This is a genomic window from Haloferula sp. BvORR071 (assembly GCF_000739615.1).
Taxonomy (GTDB): domain Bacteria; phylum Verrucomicrobiota; class Verrucomicrobiia; order Verrucomicrobiales; family Akkermansiaceae; genus Haloferula.
Map to the genome: position 1 here is coordinate 179,631 of NZ_BATP01000005.1, position 19,031 is coordinate 198,661.

Consider the following 19,031-nt stretch of genomic DNA (forward strand, 5'->3'; position numbering starts at 1 on the left):
CCGCGACTCAAAGCCCACACCTCATGCCATGCCTGTCATGAAATCCTTCCTTCACGCCTTTCGCCTTACCTTTCGCCGCTTCCGCTGGGAGATCCTCGCGTTCTGGATTCTCAGCGCCTGGCTGGTGACCATGGCCATCACTCACCCGCCCTCTCTCGACATCCGGGCAAGAGGGCCGAGGATGATACCGCCGGACTTCGCCAAACTGGAAGTCCTCGCCGCTTGCTGGCTCGTCATCCGCCTCGCGCTGTCCGAGCCGGTCTTCCTGACCCAAGGCGGCTGGCGCACCCGGCCGATCTCGCGTTGGGTGGCTTGGGGAGCCTCCTTTGCGGTACTGGCCTTGGCCCTCTTGCCCGCGCTGCTGGTACGGGTGATTGCTCTCGTGGACTTGATCAAACCCGACGCCGCGGTGTGGAAGGATCTGTTCCAAGGCACCTTCCTCTGGGGCGCGCTGATCCCCGCGCTGGCAGCGATCGTGGTGCGACTGGCGGGCGGCTTGCTCTGGGGCCGTCAACCGGGACCCGCACGCCGCGTCGTCTGCGGCATCTTCGCAGTACTGGCCGTAGCGGCGTGGTTTCACCCGGCCACGGCGCGCTTCCTCTATGTCGGCGGAGATCGCGGCATCAGCTGGAGTGGCGGTGGAGGCATCATGAACTATTCCCCGGTGCTGCAGGGCTTGCGGGAGAAGCTACCCGCCGACGCGAAATTCCAAGGCTATGCCCATATGGGCTTGTGGGGGAAGGAGTCGGATGTTCCGCGTATGCGTGAGCTCTTCCGCGTGGCACCGGTCGTCGGCACCGTGATCCGGAGCAATGGCTTGGCGCTTGAGATCCTCCGGGTCGAACCGAAGGGCAAGGAAGTGGCAATCGATATCGAATTCACCGTGGCGCAAAGCGATCGCCGCAATCCAAAGGTTCCCATCCTGCTCCTGCACTTCCCCGGGAACAACTACTCTCTCCGCCAGAAGGTCGCTTCCGCCCAAGGCTCCTACTCGCTCTATGCCCTGCCCCTGATGAAGGCGCGCGCCGACGGCAGCTACGAGTCGCCTGAAGATTCTCCGGATTGGGACAAGCTCCTGCCGCAACTGGAACTGGTCGCCTTCAGCCCGGACGAGTCCCTGCCACGCATGCCCTACAAGATCAGTGAAGAGGATATCAAGGCCTCGAAACCCAGCTCCCCGCAGCGCCCGAAGAAGGAACTGCCGCCGGTGCAACCAGGTCTCGCCGGAGCGGTGACCGAGGTCTTCAACGGCCTGGATCACGAAGCCAGGCGGACGGGGCCGGAGCCCTTCGAGGAGAAGGCCAAGGCCATTCCCCGCGAGGGCATGCCGCATGTGCTGGCGCGCCACCCATGGTCGGATGCCTCCTGGGAATTCTTCGTCCAACCTTTCCTCCTCAAGCACGCGGACGAATCCGACAAGCCGGTCCTGTTGGAGCGCATGACAACCGAGCCGCGGCTTGGGGAGATCTTCATCGCCAAGTGCTGGAAGGCGGAGGCACTGCCCCTGCTCAAGCGCTTCGCCCATGACCGGCTGCCACTGGATACCGTATCCGTGACTGCCTTGTTAGAAGAGAAGGATCCGGCGCTGGCAGCGGATCTCGCGGCGCTGGCGCAGTGGCTGCCGGGCGACCTGAGCCCTCTCGAAGCGCGCCTGCGCGAGTATCCCGGCTTGGATTGGCCGGCCTTTGTCCGGCAAGGCTGGAAACTCCGGAAGTATGCCTATCGCATGAAAGTGGAGATCCCACCCTTCGACCTGTGGGCTGCGCAGGTGGGTGATGCCACCGCCTTCCAGTACGTCGCGGAGAAGGCGGCGCGCCATGAGAGCGGCTACGAGGAACGCCTGCGGAGCCTAGTCGCGGGACAGCCGCAGGATGCCGTCGCCTACGTGCGGACGAACCTCGGGAAGATGAAGTACGACGCAGCGACGAAGACTTGGAGCGGCGTGCCATAAGGAGCGGGGACATTCCTGTCCCCGGGCAGTCCCCGAGAGCGGCTTCCCTTACCAAAGGCTTACACCTTCATCACTTCCTTCTCCTTCGCCGCGGTCACCTCATCGATGACCTTGACGAACTTGTCGGTCAGCTTCTGGACCTCAGTCTCGTGGTCCTTCTGGCCGTCTTCGGTGAGCAGGTTGTCGTTCTTGAGCTTCTTGGCCATGTCCATGCCGTCCTTGCGGGCGGAGCGGACGCGGACCTTGGCTTCCTCGGCGAGCTGCTTGACCAGCTTCACCATCTGGATGCGGCGCTCTTCGGAAAGTTCGGGAATCGGGACGCGCAGCGAGATGCCAGCCGCGGCAGGATTCAGACCCAGGCGGGACTCGCGGATCGCGCGCTCCACGTCTTGCGTAGTGGCGGGGTCGAAGACCTTCACTTCCAGCAGGCGGGCCTCCGGCGCGGTGATCATCGCCAGCTGCTTGAGCTTCATCGTGCTGTCGTAGCTGCGCACATGCACGTCGATGTTCTCGATCAGGGCGGGAGTCGCCTTGCCGGTCCGCACGGTGGCGAACTCATGCTGGAGATACTCCACGGCTTTCTCCATGGAGTCTTCAGTTTCGAGAATAGCGGTTTCCGGGTCCATGGCGGGAGTGTCTGTGCGGGGAAAAGGGAAAGAAAAAGGAAAATCGCGATTAGGCCACGACAGTCTCGTCACCGGAGACCACGGTGCCGATCGGCTCGCCGCGCAGGGCCTTGGTGATATTCCCCGGAGGTGCGAGATCGAAGACCACGATCGGGATGTGGTTGTCCATGCACAGGCTGAAGGCCGTAGAATCCATCACCTTGAGCTGCTTGGTGATGCAGTCGTGGAAGCCGACGCGGGCGTAGCGCTTCGCATCCGGATTCTTCTTCGGGTCGGAGTCATAGACGCCGTCCACCATGGTTGCCTTGAAGACGACGTCCGCCCCCATCTCGCTCGCACGCAGGGCGGCGGTAGTATCGGTGGAGAAGAAGGGGCTGCCGGTGCCGGCGGCGAAGATCACCACCCGGCCATCCGCCAGGTGACGCTCGGCCTTCCGGCGGATGAAGGTCTCCGCGACGTTCTTCATCTCGATCGCGGACTGGACCACGCAGGTCACGCCGTGGTGCTCGAGAGAACCTTGGATTGCCAGCGAGTTCATCACCGTGGCCAGCATGCCCATGTAGTCCGCCGTGGCGCGGTCCATGCCGCGGGCGCTGGCTGCGGCTCCGCGCCAGAAATTCCCGCCGCCGACGACGATGCCGAGCTGCAAGTCGCCCGGTGCCAATGCTTCGCGGACTTCGCAGGCAATGCGCTCGACGATTTCCGGGGAAATATTGTCGGTGCTGCCGGGTTCCCGCAGGGCCTCCCCGCTGAGTTTGAGGATGGCTCTCTTGAAACTGCGGGCGGAAGACTCGGGGAAACTCATTCGATGCGTCGCGTTGCGCGATCCAAACAAGCGCGCACGGGGTTTGGAAAGGGAAAAGGCGGCATTTCGCTCAACCCCCGCCAGGCATTGCAGAAAGCCGCCTGCGGGACCTCAGCCTTCCCCTAGCGTATAGGTGGTCTCCAGCTCCTTGAGCGAGGCCGTGCCGTCGTTCACCCCTTCCAGCGTGATGGCGACCTTCAGGGCCTGCGACTGGGGCTTCTGGTACTCCTCCACGGTCTTGCGGATCGCCACCAGAGCCAGCTTCAGCACCTGCCGGGCGGTCAAGTCCACGCCCTCCGGGACCGCCAGATGGGCCACATTCAGGCGGACCTTCAAGCCCTCCTCCACCATCTCCGCGGTGATGCCGATGTTGCAGAGGACGAGCAGATTCACCTCGTCCACCTTGTAGCTCGGATTATTGCTGGGGAACTTGTGCGGCGAGCGGATCGCCTCCACCAGCACCTCGGGGAAAGCCCCGGTCAGGGCCATTGGGCGGCTCGCCACGGTCGCCTGCAGGGCCTCGCCGGTATCGGTGATGCCGTCGTCCACGTCCGTGCCGTGCATGCTCAGCGGCTCGAAGACCGGCACTACGGAAATCGTCGTCGCGGCAAGCGGCAGGCTCAGGGCCAGAAGGGCGAACAGCAGCTTCATGGGCAGGATACTCGCCGAAAACCCGGAGATATCGAGACCAAAGGGAAAACCCTTACGTAGATCCCTCCACAAGTGATGGCGTAATGGCGGGGGCCCGGCGGGGGGCTAAATTCAAGCCATGAGATCCCCCCACCTCATGCTAATTGTCGTGCCGCTGTGCCTCGCGCTCAGCAGTTGTAGTAAATCCCCCGGAGAAGCCTGCGATGAGCTGGGCAAGTCACTCGGCGAGGCCGCCGCGAAGGCCTCCGGCCGCGTGGTGAAGTCCGCGCAGGAAGCGAAGAAAAAAGCCGGTATCCCTTCCAGCGAAAGCGATTGGGACCCGGAGACCCAGCCCCTGCCGCCGGGGATGAAGGCGGTGCACCAGAAGTAGCGGCTCCTTCGTATGGAGGCGCGTTCGTGAGAACGCGGAGCTACGGGTGTCTTCCGCATCCTGGATTCCTTCCGCCCTGTCACCAGCGCGCCTACCTCTCCTTCGTCATTTCCCTCCCAGCTTCGCCTCCCACTCGGCTTCCTTGAAGCCGGCGAGGACCACACCATCGCCGATGACGAAGGGGCGCTTGACCAGGTTGCCATTGCCGGTGAGCAGCTCCACGGCCTCGCGGGTGCTCATGGCGGAGAGCTTGTCCTTCAGGCCGAGTTCGCGGTAGTCGCCGCCGGCGGTGTTGAAGAGCGGGCGGAGTTCGCCCTTGAAGGCATTCACGGCCATCAGGATCTCCTCCGCAGTCGGCGGAGTCTCGCGGATGGCCTTCACCTCGTGGGGCACGCCGCGGTTCTTGAGCCACTTGAGGGCCTTCTGGCAGGTATCGCAGCCCTTGTAGGCGTAAACGGTGAGCATGATGAAGGGATCTTGCCTCCCCCGCCCCGCCGCGCAAGGCTCGCCGCCCGATCCGATGATGAATGCGAAGCAGCGATTGCTGGAAACGGTGCAGACGGAGATCCGCAGCCGCTTGGACCGCCTGAGCCGCGCCGCCCGCGAGGCCCACGCCGCGGCCACCGATCCCGGCAGCAAGGCGGAAAGCAAGTACGACACCCGCAGTCTGGAAGCCTCCTACCTGGCCGCCGGGCAGGCCCGCCAGGTGGAGGACATGGCGCGCGATGCGGAGATCTTCGAGCAGCTCACGCTCCCGGAATTCGGCGTGGAAGATGAGATCGCCGCCGGTGCCCTGGTGGAGGTCGATATCGACGGCGAAAGCGCCTGGTACCTGCTCGTCCCCGGCGGCGGCGGCCTGACGGTGGAATGGGAGGACCGCGAGGTCACCCTGCTCACCCCTTCCAGCGCGCTCTACCGGACCCTGCTAGGCATGCGCATGGGCGAGAGCTCGGAGGATCCGGAGCTCTTCGTGAGCGAGGTGATGTAAGGAAAAGTCGGATTCTCGCCCGAGAGCTATCTTGTGCCCGAGCGCTTTCACAGCGCGTCGGAGTTGGGCGTTTGTGGATCCTCCATGGAGCCTGAGCTTCATGGAGGGGATGGATCAATTTCAGCATTGAATCCGCGCGTTGCAGCCTGTCGCATATGGGGTGCATCCAGTCCCACCCACATTGCGGGTCGGATGCGACGATTCCGGAAAGACCTCTCTCCACGATGAAGAAGAATCCCTATACCCAGTGGCAGATCCTGTGGCTGAGCGCGGGAATCTTCGCAATCCTATCGCTGCTGTGGGCGTGGACGGATTCCGTGAAGTATCAGCGCACGGCATTCTGGAGGTGCACGGGGAGCCGGTCCGTGGTGCTGATGCACCGCAACGGCGAGATCCGCATGGTATGGCCCGACTCAGCTTACCTGAACGGCGTGTCACCAGGCAGCGTGGGCGTCCAAAGCATCGAACTCTTCTCCTCAAATTACTGGGGCGGCGGTGGAATGTGGACCTTCGCGACCGGTCCCCGCTCCGAACGAGGCACCTCTCTCACCCCGGGTCTCCGCTTGCCATATTGGCTGCTGGTGAGTGGAGCTACGGCGATCGCACTGATGCTGCCATGGTGGTGGCGGCGGAAGTGGCAGACTGGGAACTTGCAAGAAGGCGAAGCCGTGCATCTCGCCTGAGCCACCGTCCGTCCATCTCCTTACCAGCCCTCTACTCCCTGCACCAATCGTGGTTCCTTCTTCGTATCCAGCCAGCGCAGGACTTCGCCCAGTTGATCCTCGGCCATCGCCGTGCAGCCGGAAGTCGGCACCCCCGCGCCCTTCCAGATGTGCAGGAAGATGCAGGACCCGGAACCGGCCATATTGTTAGGGTTGTGCGCCACGAAGGCCCCGCGGCGATACAGGCCCTCCTCCCTGACCATCGTCTCCGCGCTCTTCCAATCGCGGCTCACCGTGGTGGAGTCCACCACTTGGTTGTAGAACTTCGATTGCCCGTCATCGACGCCAAAGCAATCCGCCGTGAGCGGCCGGTAACTCAGCCGCAAGTCTCCAGCTGCAGGAGCATAGCCGAAGGCGAAAGGAATGCGGAATACTCCCGCCGGCGCGCAGCCATCGCCCTCCTTCTTGATCCGGAAACCAGCTGGTGGCTCGCCGCGATGCTCGCCGATTCCCCAAGCCAGCCCATTGCGCCCCACCGCCACCGGGATTGGGCCCTTCACCGTTTGCCAAGCAGCCTCTCCTCCACTCTTCCGCTCCATCAGCCACAGCTTGCCGGCAGGAGCCTTCTCCTCCGCCGTCAGCACCAGCAGCACCTGGCGGCAAGAGTCGGGCAATTCATGTGCCAGCCGCTGCGGCATCTTCACGGATGCTAAGCCTGCCGTGTCTTGCCCGTGACTCAGCTCGATCCCCCGCGCCCCCAGCAGGACCGCGAGCGACCCAAGCATCCACCAAGCGCGCTTCCGGGACATCATCGTGGAAGCCATGCTGCAATGCCACCGCCCCTTGGAGAATCAGAAAAGAAGATGACGGCGGTAAAACGGGATCGACGGAGACAACACCCCAACTTGCCGATCCGCGACCGCATGAGCGGGATGCTCAAGATTTCACCTTGGGCTCTCGCCCTGCCGCCTCTTCAAGGCTTTGGAAGTGGCAAGCCGACACCTACCTTCTTCAATACGCGAGATTCTTCGTTCTATCTTCCCCGCCTTCCGACATACTCGGCCGTGGTGACTATCTTCCCCGCCATCTTTCGTGACCAGCGCGGCGAGGAGCGCATCGAATTTCAATCCGCTGGCACCTCACTGGGCACGCTCATTCGTGGCGTGACATTTGAAGGCACCGACTTCGATAACCTCTCGCCGCTCACCTCCACCGACGGATTCGATCTCCTCCACGATTGTCTGTGCAGTTGCAGCTTTCAAGTCGAGATCCCCTTGCGCCTGCTGACGCCGGAAGGACTTCGCCATACCCGTCTCCATGCAGAGATCATCTTGGGAACCCCTAACGAACCCGGCGGACTCGACCAAGAAGTCATCCGCATGAAGCTCACCGAGCCCGAGTTCCAACTGGTCTCCAACGGAAGCTCCGGCTGGTTCGAGGGGGAACTGCTCCAACTGGTCGCGCAACTGCCCGCAGGCTTCAGCATCCAAGCCTGCATCACCTGCGGCCTCAGCGATTACAGTCCCTACGGTCACAGGATGTTTGGTGACCTGGCCTGCTTCCGTGACGCCGCGGAGGCCTATCGCGAAGTCCGCAGCAAGCTGGACATTTTCGCCATCTGGCACCGCTCAACCGAATCCGTCCAGGAAACCCACTACTGCCCCTCCTTCGAGTCCAGGCCGAAAGACCGGGGCTACCGTGGCTTGACCGATTTCCTCTAACTCACCCACCAGCGCCATCGATTGCCGCTTTAAGATTTGGAGGGGAGATGCTAGCGGTGGAAGCGCATCCATGAAACCCAGCCCTCGTCTCCTCACGGCTCTTGCACTCGCGCTCACCCTGCCGGCAATCCAAGCCCAAGAGACACCGAAAGAGCCCCAGCGCCCGGCGATGACTTCCAAGCTCCCGGTAGTCGCCGCAGACAAGCTCGAAGCCCGCTTGGAGAAAGTCCGCTTCGACTCGAAGTCCTCCACCATCGGACTCGAATTCGTGCTGACGAATCGCTCCGAGAAGGAAGCCATCCAACTTTGCGAACGCTGGAATAGCTGGGGCAGCAAGCAATGGAGCTTCACCGCCAAGACCGCGGCAGGCCAGGAGCTGGAATTCAGCAATGCGATCATGAATTGGTGGGCGAATTCCCCGACCTGCTTCACCATCGAGCCCGGCAAGGAGTTCCCCTGCCCCTGCACCTTGGCATTGTCGGACACCGCAGGAAACGTGATGCGCTCGCACACCGAATCCCTCTATCTTGCGTATCACGGTCCCGCTCCAGCGCCGCCCTACAAGCCCGGCTCCACCACCGACCGAGAGTTCCCAGCCCGGCCTACTTGGAGCTTTCCCCTGAAACTCACCGGCCACTTCAAGGCCGTCTTCAATCGCACCATCAATCACGACGGTAGCGACGGCATGACCAACTGGAAGGGCGAGATCAAAACGGCGGAGCTCACGGTGAAGGAGAAAGAAGAATGACGAATGCCGCGGGCTGGAAGAACGAGGGCTATCGCCAAATGCGGAGCGCGCCCCTTCTTGAATACACTTCATTCGCCAGCCTCCCCACGCATACCTTGCGTGAACTCGGGAAGATAATCTAACATCCCGCACCGCATGACCAAGGAACTCCTCTCCATCGAAAAAGACGACTACGAGACCGAGGTAAACCTCAAGATCCCCTCTTTCCAGAACTTCGGCGCGCGGATGGGTGCCTTGGAGCGCGAATCCTTCGAGGCGCAATTCGGCCCTCAAGGCAAGAACGCCACCAGCTCCGCCACGGACCAAGCCAAGGGCGCGGAGCCGCAAATGCCGGACCTCAATGCCGTGATGGCCGACATGATCAGCAAGCAGAAGGAGGCCATCAAGCAACTGCCCCCGGAATTCGCCGGACTCGGTGACGTGGTGTCAGGCTTCTTCGCCGGCATGGAAGATCTGAAGCTCGCGCCCCCACACTCCCGGTCTATGCGGAAGATGACTTCGAGTGCTACAACCACGACCTCCAGGCGCTGCGTGTAGTATGCCCCCAGGACACGGAATGGGACAGCAAGGCGGAAGCCCGGCTGGACCGCTTCCTCGCCGGGTGGCCCGAGATCCGACCGCGGGTCTTGGAAGCCCTCTGCAAGCGCTACGAGGAAATGTATCCCCAGTTCCAGCACTTCAACGATCCCATCCTCTACCCCGCACCGGGCGGACCGCAGCTCATGGATGACCGCGCCCGCATCACCGCCATCTACTTGCGGGAGGATGGCCTGATCGGACTCGCGGGCGCATGCACATGGGAAGACGAGCACGGCCTCGGCGTGCTGATCGAGGATAGCAGGGTCGTCGATTGCGGCTATTGCGATGTAGCCTACGACGAGCGATGGGCGGAGGAATGAAGGATTCCACTCCCCGCCCCGGCATTTGACACCCTGCCCCGCCCCGCGCTTCATCCGCGCATGCCTGATTGCTTCACCGGTGGTTTCGTCCAGACCAATGGCTACCTGATCGAAACCCCGGACGGCGGCCATGTGCTGATCGACGCCCCGATGGGCATCTCGCAATGGCTGGCCGAGCGGAATGTCCGCCCGCAGGCCCTGCTCCTGACCCACCAGCACTACGACCACGTCGAGGACGCCGCTGCCGTGGCCGGCATGGGGGTCCGGATCTACGCCTGGTCCCCCTATTCGCAGGATCTGACCCTCGAATCCATGGTCCGGAACTGGGGCATGCCGATTCAAGTCACGGAATACGCGGTGGACGAGCTTCTCGAGGGCCGTGACTCCTTGGAAATCGGCGGCTTGCGTCTGGAATTGGCCCACGTCCCCGGCCATTCCCCGGACAGCGTGACATTTTATCGCCCGGAAAGCGGCGAACTCTTCGGCGGGGACACCCTTTTCGAGGGCTCGATCGGCCGCGCCGACCTGCCGGGCGGGAACATGGCCCAGCTGGTGGATGGGATCCGCGCCAAGCTCTTCGTCCTCCCGGAAAGCACCCGCGTTTTCCCCGGTCACGGTCCGGTGACCACGATCGGCGCGGAACGTGCTGAAAACCCGTACGTCGGGGATTGAAGGCGGTACAATGAATTCGCGGTGAAGCTGGCTGCCGCGCGAGAAATCCGCTGGAAATCCAGCCACGGCCCTGCGAGTTTGGTAAAGCGGATGGAACAACCGACGTTTAAGGACAAACCTCATGGCTGAAGACCCCAAAACGCCGGTCGAAGTGCCGATCCCCGATTCGCTGCGCCAGCAGTTGACCGAGTTCCGCCGTCGGCTCTGGCGTGCCAAGATCGCAGAAGCGATTCTGGCCGGTTTCTTCGGCCTGCTATTCTCCTTCCTGCTGGTCTTCGCCTTGGACCGCGTATGGCAGACGCCCGGAATCCTGCGGCTGATCATCCTGCTGGCCGGCACCTCGCTGATGGCGGTCTTCGCGCCGATGTGGCTGCACCGCTGGGTCTGGAAACACCGCCGGGAGAGCCAACTCGCCCGCCTGATCGCCCGCCGCTACCCCGGACTGGGTGATCGCCTGCTCGGCGTGGTCGAGCTGCAAGGTCAGGTCGAAAATGCCGATACCCTCTCCCCACGCCTGCGCGCCGCCGCCATGGAGCGGGTGGCCGCGGAAGCAGAGAAGCGGAAGCTCGATGGCGCCCTGCCCGCCTCGCGCCAGAAATCCTGGTCGCTGGCCGTGCTGGTTGTGTTCCTCACCGCCGGGGCCGCCTTGGTCTTTGCCCCGAAGGCCGGCCTGAGTTCGCTCAAGCGCTGGCTGATGCCCCTTTCCGAATCGCCGCGCTACACCTTCACCATGCTGGAGAATGTGCCAGCCGAGCTACCGATCCCGCAGGGCGAGGCCTTCTCCATCACCCTCAAGCTGGCCAAGGACAGCGAGTGGCGTCCGGAGTCCGGCCAAGCCTGTTACGGCCGCCAGGATCCGGTGAGTGCCAATCTGGAGGATTCCTCCTACCGCTTCGATTTTCCGGCACAGCAAGACCCCGCCATGCTCAAGGTAGTGGTTGGCGATGCCAAGCACTCGATCCGCGTCACACCCACCCTGCGCCCGGCGATCCGCCGCGTCTTCGGGGTGATCCATCATCCGGAATACCTCCAACTGCCGGACCGCGAAGTGGACCTCGGTGCCGGAGTGCTCTCCGCCGTGCAGGGCAGCAAGGTGCAGGTCACCGTGGATGCCACCCGCGAACTCGCCAGCGCCCGTTTCGGTCCGCTGATCGCGACTGACGCCCACACCGGCGGCGAGGGCACCATGGAGACCCACGCCAATGATGCCCCAGTCGAGGGGCCCATGGAAACCCGGGCCACGACCGCCCGGACCCCGGGCCTTTTGATCGGCGAACAGGGCTTTTCCCTGCCCATCCAGTGGACCGATGTGCTCGGCCTCCAGGGTGAGTCCGGCTTCAAGGTCCGCGTCGATTCCCTGCCGGACGAAGCGCCCGGCGTTTACATCCAGGGTATCCCCCGCCAGCACGTGATCCTGCCGGAGGAGACCGTCGATTTCGAAGCGGTGTCGCAGGATGACTTCGGGATCCGCAAGGTCGGGATCGAGTGGCGCGGCGAATTCACCCGTGCCACCGATGAGACGCCCGCCAGCGGTGAACTTGACCTGGCCGCCGGTGCCCCGGACATGACCCGGCTCAGCTCGAATGCCGCCTTCTCCCCCGCCGCCTACGGCATCCAGCCGCAGAAGCTGACTCTGCGGGCATGGGCGGAGGACTACTTGCCCGGTCGCCCGCGCGCCTACTCCGAGCCAGTCACGCTCTTCGTACTGACCAAGGATGAGCACGCGCAGATGCTCAAGACGCAGTTCGACCGTGCGATCAGTGAGCTGGAAGACCTTGCCCGCCGCGAGCGCAATCTCTTCGAGGAAAACCAGCGCTTGGAGCGACTGAGCCCGGAGGAGCGCAAGAAGGAGGAGAACTCCAAGCGTCTGGAAGCGCAGAAGGATGCCGAACGGCAGCAGGCGGACCGCATGAAAGAGCTGTCCGAGAAGATGGAGCAGCTCTTCAAAAACAGCGCCCGCAACGACTCGATCGACAAGGAGACACTCAAGAAGATGGCGGAGGCCATGCAATCGATGAAGGAGCTCTCCAAGGATGACCTGCCCAAGGTCGAGGAGAAGCTCGGCGATGCGCAGGACCAGCGGAACACCGACGAGAAGTCCCAGGAGGACATGAAGGACGCGGTGGAGAAGCAGAAGCAAGCGCTTGAGAAGATGCAGCAGGCAGTGGACAAGGCGAACGACGCCAACCAGCGCTTCGAGGCCAGCACCTTCGTGAACCGCCTCAAGAAGGCCGCCTCCGAACAAGATGGCATCGGCTCCAGCGTCTGGGAAGCGATCGAGCGCACCGGTGGCCTGGCCCGTGACGAGATCGATCCCGCGGATGAGACCAAACTGGCCGAGACGATCCGCCAGCAGGCCAACACGACTTCCGACGTGCGCTGGATCCAGGAGGACCTGAACCACTTCTTCACCCGCACCAACAAGGAGGCCTACCGCAAGATCCTCGACGCGATGACCGAGTCGCGGATCGACCTCGCGCTGGAAGACCTGCGCGGTGAACTGGAGCAGAACCACGGCGCGGTCTCCCGTGGCGTCTCGGACCACTGGGCTGAGAAGCTCAAGGAGTGGGCCAAGATGCTCGAAGGCGAGCAGCAACAGGGCGGCGGCGGTGGCGGCGCAGGCTCGGCCGCCGGCGACCAGGACGAAGATTTCGAATTCATGCTGCGGGTCATGAAGATGATCCAGCAGGAGCAGGACATCCGCGCGCGCACCCGCGCCTTGGAGACCCTGCGCCGTTCCTACGAGGACCACCCCAGCAATCCCAAGCCATGAAGACGGCCACCCTTCTATTCATCGCCAGCGCCCTTGTGTGCGCCGCGGAGGAGCAAGACCTCGCCGGCAAGATCGCCACCCACCAGGAGGGCTCGCGCAAACTCGCGGAAACCCAGGACGAGCTCGCGGCGGACGTTCAGCAGCTCATCATCGAGCAGACCCAACCGAAGGTCATCGAACTGCTCACCGGTGTGAACGAGGCGATGGACGATGCCTCCGGCATGCTCATCGACTTCGACACGGGTGGCGTGACGATCGCCGCGGAGACCGACGTGATCGAAAAGATCTTCGAGGCCGCCAAGGAAAAGCAGAAGAGCAAGCAGCAGCAGCAAGGCCAGCAACCGCAAGAGGGCCAGGAGCCCGGCAGCGCGATGATGGACATGCTCCAGCGGATGATGGGCATGGATCCGGACGGCGACAAACCGGGCCAGCAGCAGCAGGGCCAGCAAGCCGGCGATCAGGGTGGCGAAGGCAAGACCGGCCTCTCCGACAGCAAGAATGGCGCCAACGGTGGCGGCACTGGCAGCGGCAAGCAGGAGGAACGCCGCGTGCCCAAGGCTTCCGGCACCGCCGGAGAATCGCTGCCGCGCGAATTCCAGGAAGCGCTCGATGCCTTTAACCGGGGAGCCGAGAAGCTCGCGAAGTAATGATGAGAATTTTCCAACTCCGGGCAGCGCGAGGCTTGTGGAATACCGCATTCCTCGGTCTCACCGCTCTCAGCTCCCTGCTTTCCGCCGCTTCTGCCCAAGACCTCCCCCGCCGTCCGGACGACCCGGTGCCCGCGCAGGTCGACACCATGTATGACCGCGGCCTCGCCTACCTGGCGAAGAACCAGAACGCGCAGGGCTACTGGAACGACAGCATGGGCAGTGAGCCCGGCGTCGTCGGCCTCTGCGTGGTCGCCTTCCTGGCCCACGGCGAGGACCCGAACCACGGCATGTATGCCGCCCAGATCACCAAGGGGATCGACTACCTGATCTCGCAACAGAACGCCACCAACGGTTACATCGGCAACAGCATGTACAACCACGGCTTCTCCACGCTCGCGCTGGCGGAGGCCTACGGTGCGGTGGACAATCCGAAGATCGCACCCGCGCTCAAGAAGTGCGTGGAGCTGATCCTGAGCGCGCAGAAGCGCAACAAGTCCAACGCCTGGCGCTACACTCCCGACAGCACGGATGCCGACACCACGGTCTCCGGTTGCCAGCTCGTGGCGCTCTTCGCCTCCCGCAACGCCGGGCTGCCGGTCCCGGATGACGCACTCAAGAAGGGCCTCGAGTACATGGCCAAGTGCCGTGGCAGCGACGGTGCCTATGGCTACACCTCCGCGGGCGGCGGCAAGCCGACCCTCACCGCCATCGGCGTGCTCTGCCTCTCGCTGGCCAAGGAGAAGGACGGCAAGGGCTACCAATCCTCGGTCGAGTATCTGAAGAACCAGCTTTCCTTCCGCGACCGCCACTACCCGTATTACTTCGAATATTACATGTCCCAGGCGCTCTTTCACGCCGACATGGACACTTGGAACGAGTGGAACTCGCGCAACATCCGCTACCTTTCCGTCTCGCAGTCCCGCGATGGCTCGTGGCCCGGCAACAAGGGCCAGTCCTTCAATACCGCGGGCTCGCTGCTCTCGCTTGCCCTGAACTACCGCTTCCTGCCCATCTACGAGAAATGATCCGCCCATTGGTCATTGCCACTCTGCTCACTGCGCCGCTGTTTGCGGGAGATGAGCCTGCCGCGAAGGACCATCTCCGCTTCACCAACGGCGACCAGTTGGAGGGCCACTTCGGCGGCTTCAGTTCCAGCGGCAAGATTACCTGGGAGCGCCCGGACATCGCCGCACCGATCGAACTCCAGCGCGAGAAGGTCCGCCAGATCGTGCTGCGCAACGCGCGCGCGATCTCCCCGATCACCGACCCCTGCCACGTTACGCTGGTGAATGGCGACCGCATCCCCGGCAAGATCGTCGCCGCGGACGAACACGAAGTGACCCTCGAGTCCAGCTCCGCCGGGGTCCTGACCCTGCCGCGCGATACCCTCGCCACCATCGCCCCGAATCCCTTCGGCGGTCGCCTGCTCTACGCCGGCCCCTTCGATGACAAGGGCTGGAAGATCGTCCCCGCGGACAAGCCGCCCGCAGGTGTCGATGCCTTCGCCGGCGACAATCCCGCTCCTGCTGTGGCCCCCAAGAAAACGGGCGACGAGAACAAGCCGGCATGGACCCATTCCGGTGCCGCCTGGTACTCGCGTGCCGGTGGTGACGCGCTGACCTACGATGCCGGCATGCCGGATCGAGCACTGCTGCGCTTCAAGCTCGGCTGGCGCTCGCGTCCGAGCATTGCGGTCGCCCTCCATGCCGATCTCCAGCCAGCCGGCCCCAAGGACAAGAAGAAGGCCGAAGGCGCGGATGAAGACCGGCCGCCGATCGGAGTGATGCCGAACTTTGCGCGCCTCTTCGGCACCTCCTACGTGCTCAATATCAACTCCGGCTACATCCACCTCCAGCGCACCGGCTTCGACGCCGATGGCAACCCGGAAGTCGAGCGCGTGCGGGTCCCTACCACCACCGTGCGGATGCCTGATACCGGCGAAGCCCTCTTCGAGATCCGCTGCGACCGCAAGGAAGGCAGCATCTCGGTCTACATCAATGGCGAGTTCGCCGTGCAATGGTACACCGCGGAGGAAGGTGAAGCGCCGGATCCAAAGGCTGGTCCCTCCTACAAGGCACCGGGCGGCGGCATCGGCTTTATTGTCCAAGGCGGCTCAGCCCAGCTCCGCTCCTCCGATACCCAGGTCCGCGTTTCCGACATCGTCGTCGCGGAGTGGAACGGCCTGACCGATTCCGCCCGCAGCATGGAGAGCGAGCAGCAGGACATCGTGCTGCTCACCAATGGCACCGACCGCTTCTCAGGCCGGATCCACGCGATCCACGAGGGGAATGTCGAGATCGCCGCCAAGTACGCCACCCTCAAGATCCCGATGGATGAAGTGGCGGAGATGCACTTCGCCCGCAGCGGTCGCCGCAAGATCGACAGCCCGGCCGAGTCGGAGTCGTCTAACAAATCGGAGATCACCGTCCACATGCAACCGGTGGGCCGCATCAGCGGAACTCCCCTTTCCTCGACGCAAGGACGCATCCAGCTTGAGTCGAAGCTCGCTGGAAAGATGGACATCGACCTGGCCCCTGCCATTGTCCTCGAATTCCAATCCGCCGGTGGCTTCCTCGACGAATGGGAAGACGATCTCTGACTGCTCTACTCCCGTGCAAAGACTGGCATCCATCCTTGCCGCCTGCTTGATCCCGGCCGCCGCCCTGGCGGACGAGGTGATCCTGACCGAGGGATCGCGCCTGGCCGGGACCGTCACCGCGATGGCGGATGACGGCCGGATCTCGCTGGCCAGCCCCCTCTCCTTCGAACCCTTCCAGCTCAAGGCCGACAGCATCCAACGCGTCCTCTTCGCCCAAGCCAAGGGTGCCAGCGACGAAAGCGACGCGATGATGGTCTTGTCCAATGGCGACCAATTCCCCTGCGAACTCCAGGGCATCGCCGACCAAACGGTGAAGATCCACACCGCCTTCGCCGGCGATCTCGACATCGCTCGCGACCGCGTGAATACCATCCAGCTCGGGGTGCGGCCGCGCAAAGTCCTCTACCGCGGACCGGAGAACGACAGCGGCTGGACCATGCGCAGCGGCTGGCGCTACGACTCGAAGCGCTTCATCGCCGAGGGCGGCGGCAGCATCGCCCGCAGCTTTGAGACACCCGGCTCCTTCGCGCTGCGCTTCACCGTCGCTTGGAAAACCATGCCGAATCTCCAGGTCTTCTTTGCCGACGACCTGCTGGAGACCACGGGCAAGGCCGACCGCTACCTCTTCTCCTACGATGGCTCGCAGAGTTTCCAGCTCAAGCGCCAACAGAGCGGCGACAGCTATCCTTACAAGGACATGAACAGCATCCGCCGCGATCCTTCCGAGTTTCCGGACTCGAAGGTCGAGGTAGAGCTCCGCGTGGACCGCAAGCTCGCGCTCGTGCACCTCTACATCAACGGCGAATTCGAGGGCAAGTTCTCCGATCCGCTCAAGGTCTCGCCCACCGGCAAGGGCGTGATGTTCCTCAGCAAGATCGGCGGCGACGACCAGATGGTGATCGACAACATCGAGGTCCGCGAGTGGGACGCCAGTTCCGACCGCCACCGTACCGAGAACCGCGGCGATGACACGCGCGACGTGATGATCACGCGCTCCTCGGATCGCGGGGCCGGGACCATCCTCGGCATGAAGGAAGGCAAGGAGGGACCGGTGATCCTGTTCCAGAGCCCTCACTATCCGGATCCGGTGGAGATGCCAGTCGCCAACGTTTCGACCCTCTTCTTTGCGAAGGCCGCCAATGCCCCTGCCCCGCCGCAGCTCCCGTGGATGCTCGGGCTGCGTGGCCGCGGCTTCCTGGCCGTCTCATCATGCAGCTTTTCCGGCGAGTCCCTGCTGGCGGAGCATCCACTGCTCGGCAAGCTGGAGATCCGGCGCGACGCGATCGCCCGCTTGGAACGCAAGGCCCTGACCAAGGAAGATGAAGAGGACCCCGGCAACAAACCCGGGGATGGAGAGGAGGACGAAGAATGAACACGCAGCGACGTCTTTGGATTTCCCTGCTGACCCTCGCGGGCAGCGCCGCCGCCGCTCCGCAAGCGGAGGTGCGCTGCACCGATGGCAGTGTCTTCAAGGGTACCCTGATGGAGATCGGCAGCGACCGCGCCATCATTGATGCCGACTTCTTCAGCAAGCCGGCACCCCTCAAGCTGGACCACGTCCTGGAGATCAATCTGCCCGCGGAGGGTGGTAAATTCACCGGCGACCACATCGCCAACGCCACCCTCAGCAACGGCGACACCCTGCGCGGCGAGCTGACCGGGGTGACGGACAGCGAAATCTCGCTACGCACTTGGTATGGCGCGGAGTTGAAGCTGCGCCGCACGATGGTGGACACCCTCGAGATCGAGGACCGTCCGGACATCCTCTACACCGGCCCGACCGGCCTCGAAGGGTGGTCCTTGGAGAAGAAGGACGGCTGGGCCTATGAGGACGGAGTCCTGCGCTCGAAGTCCGCCGGTGCCATCTCTCGCAAGATCGAACTCCCGGCAAAAGCTCACTTTGCCTTCGACGTCGCTTGGCGCTCAAACCCGCGCTTCCGCTTCCTCTTCTACAGCGACAACGCAGAGGCCAAGGAGCCGGAGAATTGTTACATTCTCAGCGTCGTCAGCGGCCGCTATGTGGAGCTGAAGAAGAAGCGTTCGGCACCAAGCATTTTCCAGCCGATTGGGACCCCGCAGCCGATCCCGGAATTCCTCAGCCGCGAGAAAGTCCGCTTCGACCTGCTGGTCGATCGCAAGACCGGCGTCATCCAGCTTCAGATCAATGGCCGCGTCGCCGTCGACTGGCTCGACCCGGATCCCCAGGGCGGCCGCATGGGCGGCGGCATCCATTTCGATGCTGCAGACTCCTCGCCGCTGAAGTTCTCGCGCATCGAGGTGAGTTCTTGGGACGGCGTCATCCAGGGCAAAGCCGAGCGCGAAGACGGTGGCGGCGGCGGATTCCTGGACGAGGAAGACGAACCGCAGGAGAAGAAGGCCGAACCGGATCCCGATCCGAACCGCATCCGCCTGCGCAACAGCGACCACGTGGAAGGCAAGATGCTGGGCATCGAAAATGGAAAGGTGAAGCTCCAGACCAAGTATGGTGAGATGAACCTGCCGGTCTCGCGGCTTCGCTCCTTCCCGCTCCGCACCAAGAAGGAACGGGATGATTTCACACTCGGCCTCTACGAGAAGCCGAAGCGCTACAATGGTGACATCCGCGCCTGGTTCACGGATGGGAGTCATGTGACCTTCCGCCTGGAGAGTGCCAACGGCGACCGGCTCAAGGGCTTCTCACAGCCGCTCGGGCAGGTGGATTTCGATGCGAAGGCATTCAGCCGGATTGAGTTCAATCTCTACGATCCTGATCTGGAAGCCCTCCGGACTTCCAGCGAGAGGTAAATAGGGAGCGTCTATGCATGGCTGCTGATTAAGGCCGATTCCGTGGAGTCTTCTTCGTCCCGACGGGACGGCTCAGAATGGTACTAACATAAGGCGGTCCGCCGTATGCCTACCCACTGGGAGCGCGGAGGC

General features: G+C 63.4%; 20 protein-coding genes. 15 read left to right on the forward strand and 5 right to left on the reverse strand.

Annotation, left to right across the window (positions count from 1 at the left end):
- The first annotated feature begins 37 nt into the window (after positions 1–37).
- Positions 38–1,951 carry a hypothetical protein gene (locus BV071_RS04740; RefSeq protein ID WP_035602875.1) on the forward strand — a complete coding sequence of 638 codons (1,914 nt, stop codon included), beginning with the start codon at positions 38–40 and terminating at the stop codon, positions 1,949–1,951.
- 59 nt (positions 1,952–2,010) lie between these two features.
- On the opposite strand, the gene frr is transcribed toward BV071_RS04740, so the two are convergent.
- The 3 genes from frr to BV071_RS04755 all read right to left on the reverse strand — a co-directional run bounded on the left by frr (position 2,011) and on the right by BV071_RS04755 (position 4,033).
- Positions 2,011–2,577 carry a ribosome recycling factor gene (gene frr / locus BV071_RS04745; RefSeq protein ID WP_035602878.1) on the reverse strand — a complete coding sequence of 189 codons (567 nt, stop codon included), beginning with the start codon at positions 2,575–2,577 and terminating at the stop codon, positions 2,011–2,013.
- A 49-nt stretch (positions 2,578–2,626) separates the two neighbouring features.
- Positions 2,627–3,382 (reverse strand): UMP kinase, encoded by a 756-nt coding sequence (gene pyrH, locus BV071_RS04750; protein WP_035602880.1) that lies wholly within the window; start codon positions 3,380–3,382, stop codon positions 2,627–2,629.
- Positions 3,383–3,493: 111 nt separating this feature from the next.
- A complete protein-coding gene (locus tag BV071_RS04755) occupies positions 3,494–4,033 on the reverse strand; it encodes a hypothetical protein (RefSeq protein WP_035602883.1) in 540 nt (179 codons plus the stop codon).
- 118 nt (positions 4,034–4,151) lie between these two features.
- Here BV071_RS04755 and BV071_RS04760 point away from each other — a divergent pair, with 118 nt between their 5' ends.
- The gene (locus tag BV071_RS04760; RefSeq protein WP_265594076.1) at positions 4,152–4,403 is read left to right on the forward strand and encodes a hypothetical protein; all 252 of its coding nucleotides are present in this window, start codon (positions 4,152–4,154) and stop codon (positions 4,401–4,403) included.
- Between the two features lie 105 nt (positions 4,404–4,508).
- On the opposite strand, the gene BV071_RS04765 is transcribed toward BV071_RS04760, so the two are convergent.
- Positions 4,509–4,868, reverse strand: coding sequence for an arsenate reductase family protein (locus tag BV071_RS04765; RefSeq protein WP_265594077.1), 360 nt, complete (start codon positions 4,866–4,868; stop codon positions 4,509–4,511).
- Here BV071_RS04765 and BV071_RS35170 point away from each other — a divergent pair.
- Together BV071_RS35170 and BV071_RS04775 are read left to right on the forward strand one after the other, a co-directional pair.
- Positions 4,867–5,391, forward strand: a complete 525-nt coding sequence (locus BV071_RS35170; RefSeq protein WP_265594078.1) for a hypothetical protein — start codon at positions 4,867–4,869, stop codon at positions 5,389–5,391. The two genes, BV071_RS04765 and BV071_RS35170, sit on opposite strands and share 2 nt — an antisense overlap.
- Positions 5,392–5,615: 224 nt before the next feature.
- A complete protein-coding gene (locus BV071_RS04775) occupies positions 5,616–6,074 on the forward strand; it encodes a hypothetical protein (protein ID WP_035602889.1) in 459 nt (152 codons plus the stop codon).
- 20 nt (positions 6,075–6,094) lie between these two features.
- Here the strand turns inward: BV071_RS04775 and BV071_RS04780 are convergent, their stop codons facing one another.
- Complete coding sequence (locus tag BV071_RS04780; RefSeq protein WP_052572904.1) at positions 6,095–6,877, reverse strand: hypothetical protein; 783 nt, start codon at positions 6,875–6,877, stop codon at positions 6,095–6,097.
- Between the two features lie 243 nt (positions 6,878–7,120).
- Between BV071_RS04780 and BV071_RS32515 the strand changes: the two genes are divergently transcribed.
- The 11 genes from BV071_RS32515 (at position 7,121) to BV071_RS04835 (ending at position 18,899) form a co-directional block, all read left to right on the forward strand.
- Positions 7,121–7,774, forward strand: a complete 654-nt coding sequence (locus tag BV071_RS32515) for a DUF6304 family protein (protein ID WP_265594079.1) — start codon at positions 7,121–7,123, stop codon at positions 7,772–7,774.
- Positions 7,775–7,844: 70 nt separating this feature from the next.
- Positions 7,845–8,522, forward strand: coding sequence for a hypothetical protein (locus BV071_RS04790; RefSeq protein ID WP_035602895.1), 678 nt, complete (start codon positions 7,845–7,847; stop codon positions 8,520–8,522).
- Positions 8,523–8,657: 135 nt separating this feature from the next.
- Positions 8,658–9,059, forward strand: coding sequence for a hypothetical protein (locus tag BV071_RS04795; RefSeq protein ID WP_035602897.1), 402 nt, complete (start codon positions 8,658–8,660; stop codon positions 9,057–9,059).
- A gap of 89 nt (positions 9,060–9,148) precedes the next feature.
- Positions 9,149–9,421, forward strand: a complete 273-nt coding sequence (locus BV071_RS04800; protein WP_035602899.1) for a hypothetical protein — start codon at positions 9,149–9,151, stop codon at positions 9,419–9,421.
- A 60-nt stretch (positions 9,422–9,481) separates the two neighbouring features.
- Entirely contained in the window at positions 9,482–10,093 is a 612-nt protein-coding gene (locus BV071_RS04805; protein ID WP_035602901.1) for an MBL fold metallo-hydrolase, read from the forward strand.
- A gap of 121 nt (positions 10,094–10,214) precedes the next feature.
- Positions 10,215–12,866, forward strand: a complete 2,652-nt coding sequence (locus tag BV071_RS04810; protein WP_035602904.1) for a hypothetical protein — start codon at positions 10,215–10,217, stop codon at positions 12,864–12,866.
- Positions 12,863–13,513, forward strand: a complete 651-nt coding sequence (locus tag BV071_RS04815; RefSeq protein ID WP_035602906.1) for a hypothetical protein — start codon at positions 12,863–12,865, stop codon at positions 13,511–13,513. The genes BV071_RS04810 and BV071_RS04815 overlap by 4 nt, the downstream gene beginning before the upstream one ends.
- Positions 13,513–14,541: a prenyltransferase/squalene oxidase repeat-containing protein gene (locus tag BV071_RS04820; RefSeq protein WP_265594080.1), complete on the forward strand. Its 1,029-nt coding sequence runs from the start codon at positions 13,513–13,515 to the stop codon at positions 14,539–14,541. The genes BV071_RS04815 and BV071_RS04820 overlap by 1 nt, the downstream gene beginning before the upstream one ends.
- Positions 14,538–16,115 (forward strand): hypothetical protein, encoded by a 1,578-nt coding sequence (locus tag BV071_RS04825; RefSeq protein WP_035602911.1) that lies wholly within the window; start codon positions 14,538–14,540, stop codon positions 16,113–16,115. The genes BV071_RS04820 and BV071_RS04825 overlap by 4 nt, the downstream gene beginning before the upstream one ends.
- A gap of 46 nt (positions 16,116–16,161) precedes the next feature.
- On the forward strand, positions 16,162–17,487 hold the full coding sequence (locus BV071_RS04830) for a hypothetical protein (protein WP_035602913.1): 1,326 nt from the start codon (positions 16,162–16,164) through the stop codon (positions 17,485–17,487).
- Positions 17,484–18,899, forward strand: coding sequence for a hypothetical protein (locus BV071_RS04835; RefSeq protein WP_035602915.1), 1,416 nt, complete (start codon positions 17,484–17,486; stop codon positions 18,897–18,899). Before BV071_RS04830 ends, BV071_RS04835 begins: the two co-directional genes overlap by 4 nt.
- Positions 18,900–19,031 lie beyond the last annotated feature (132 nt).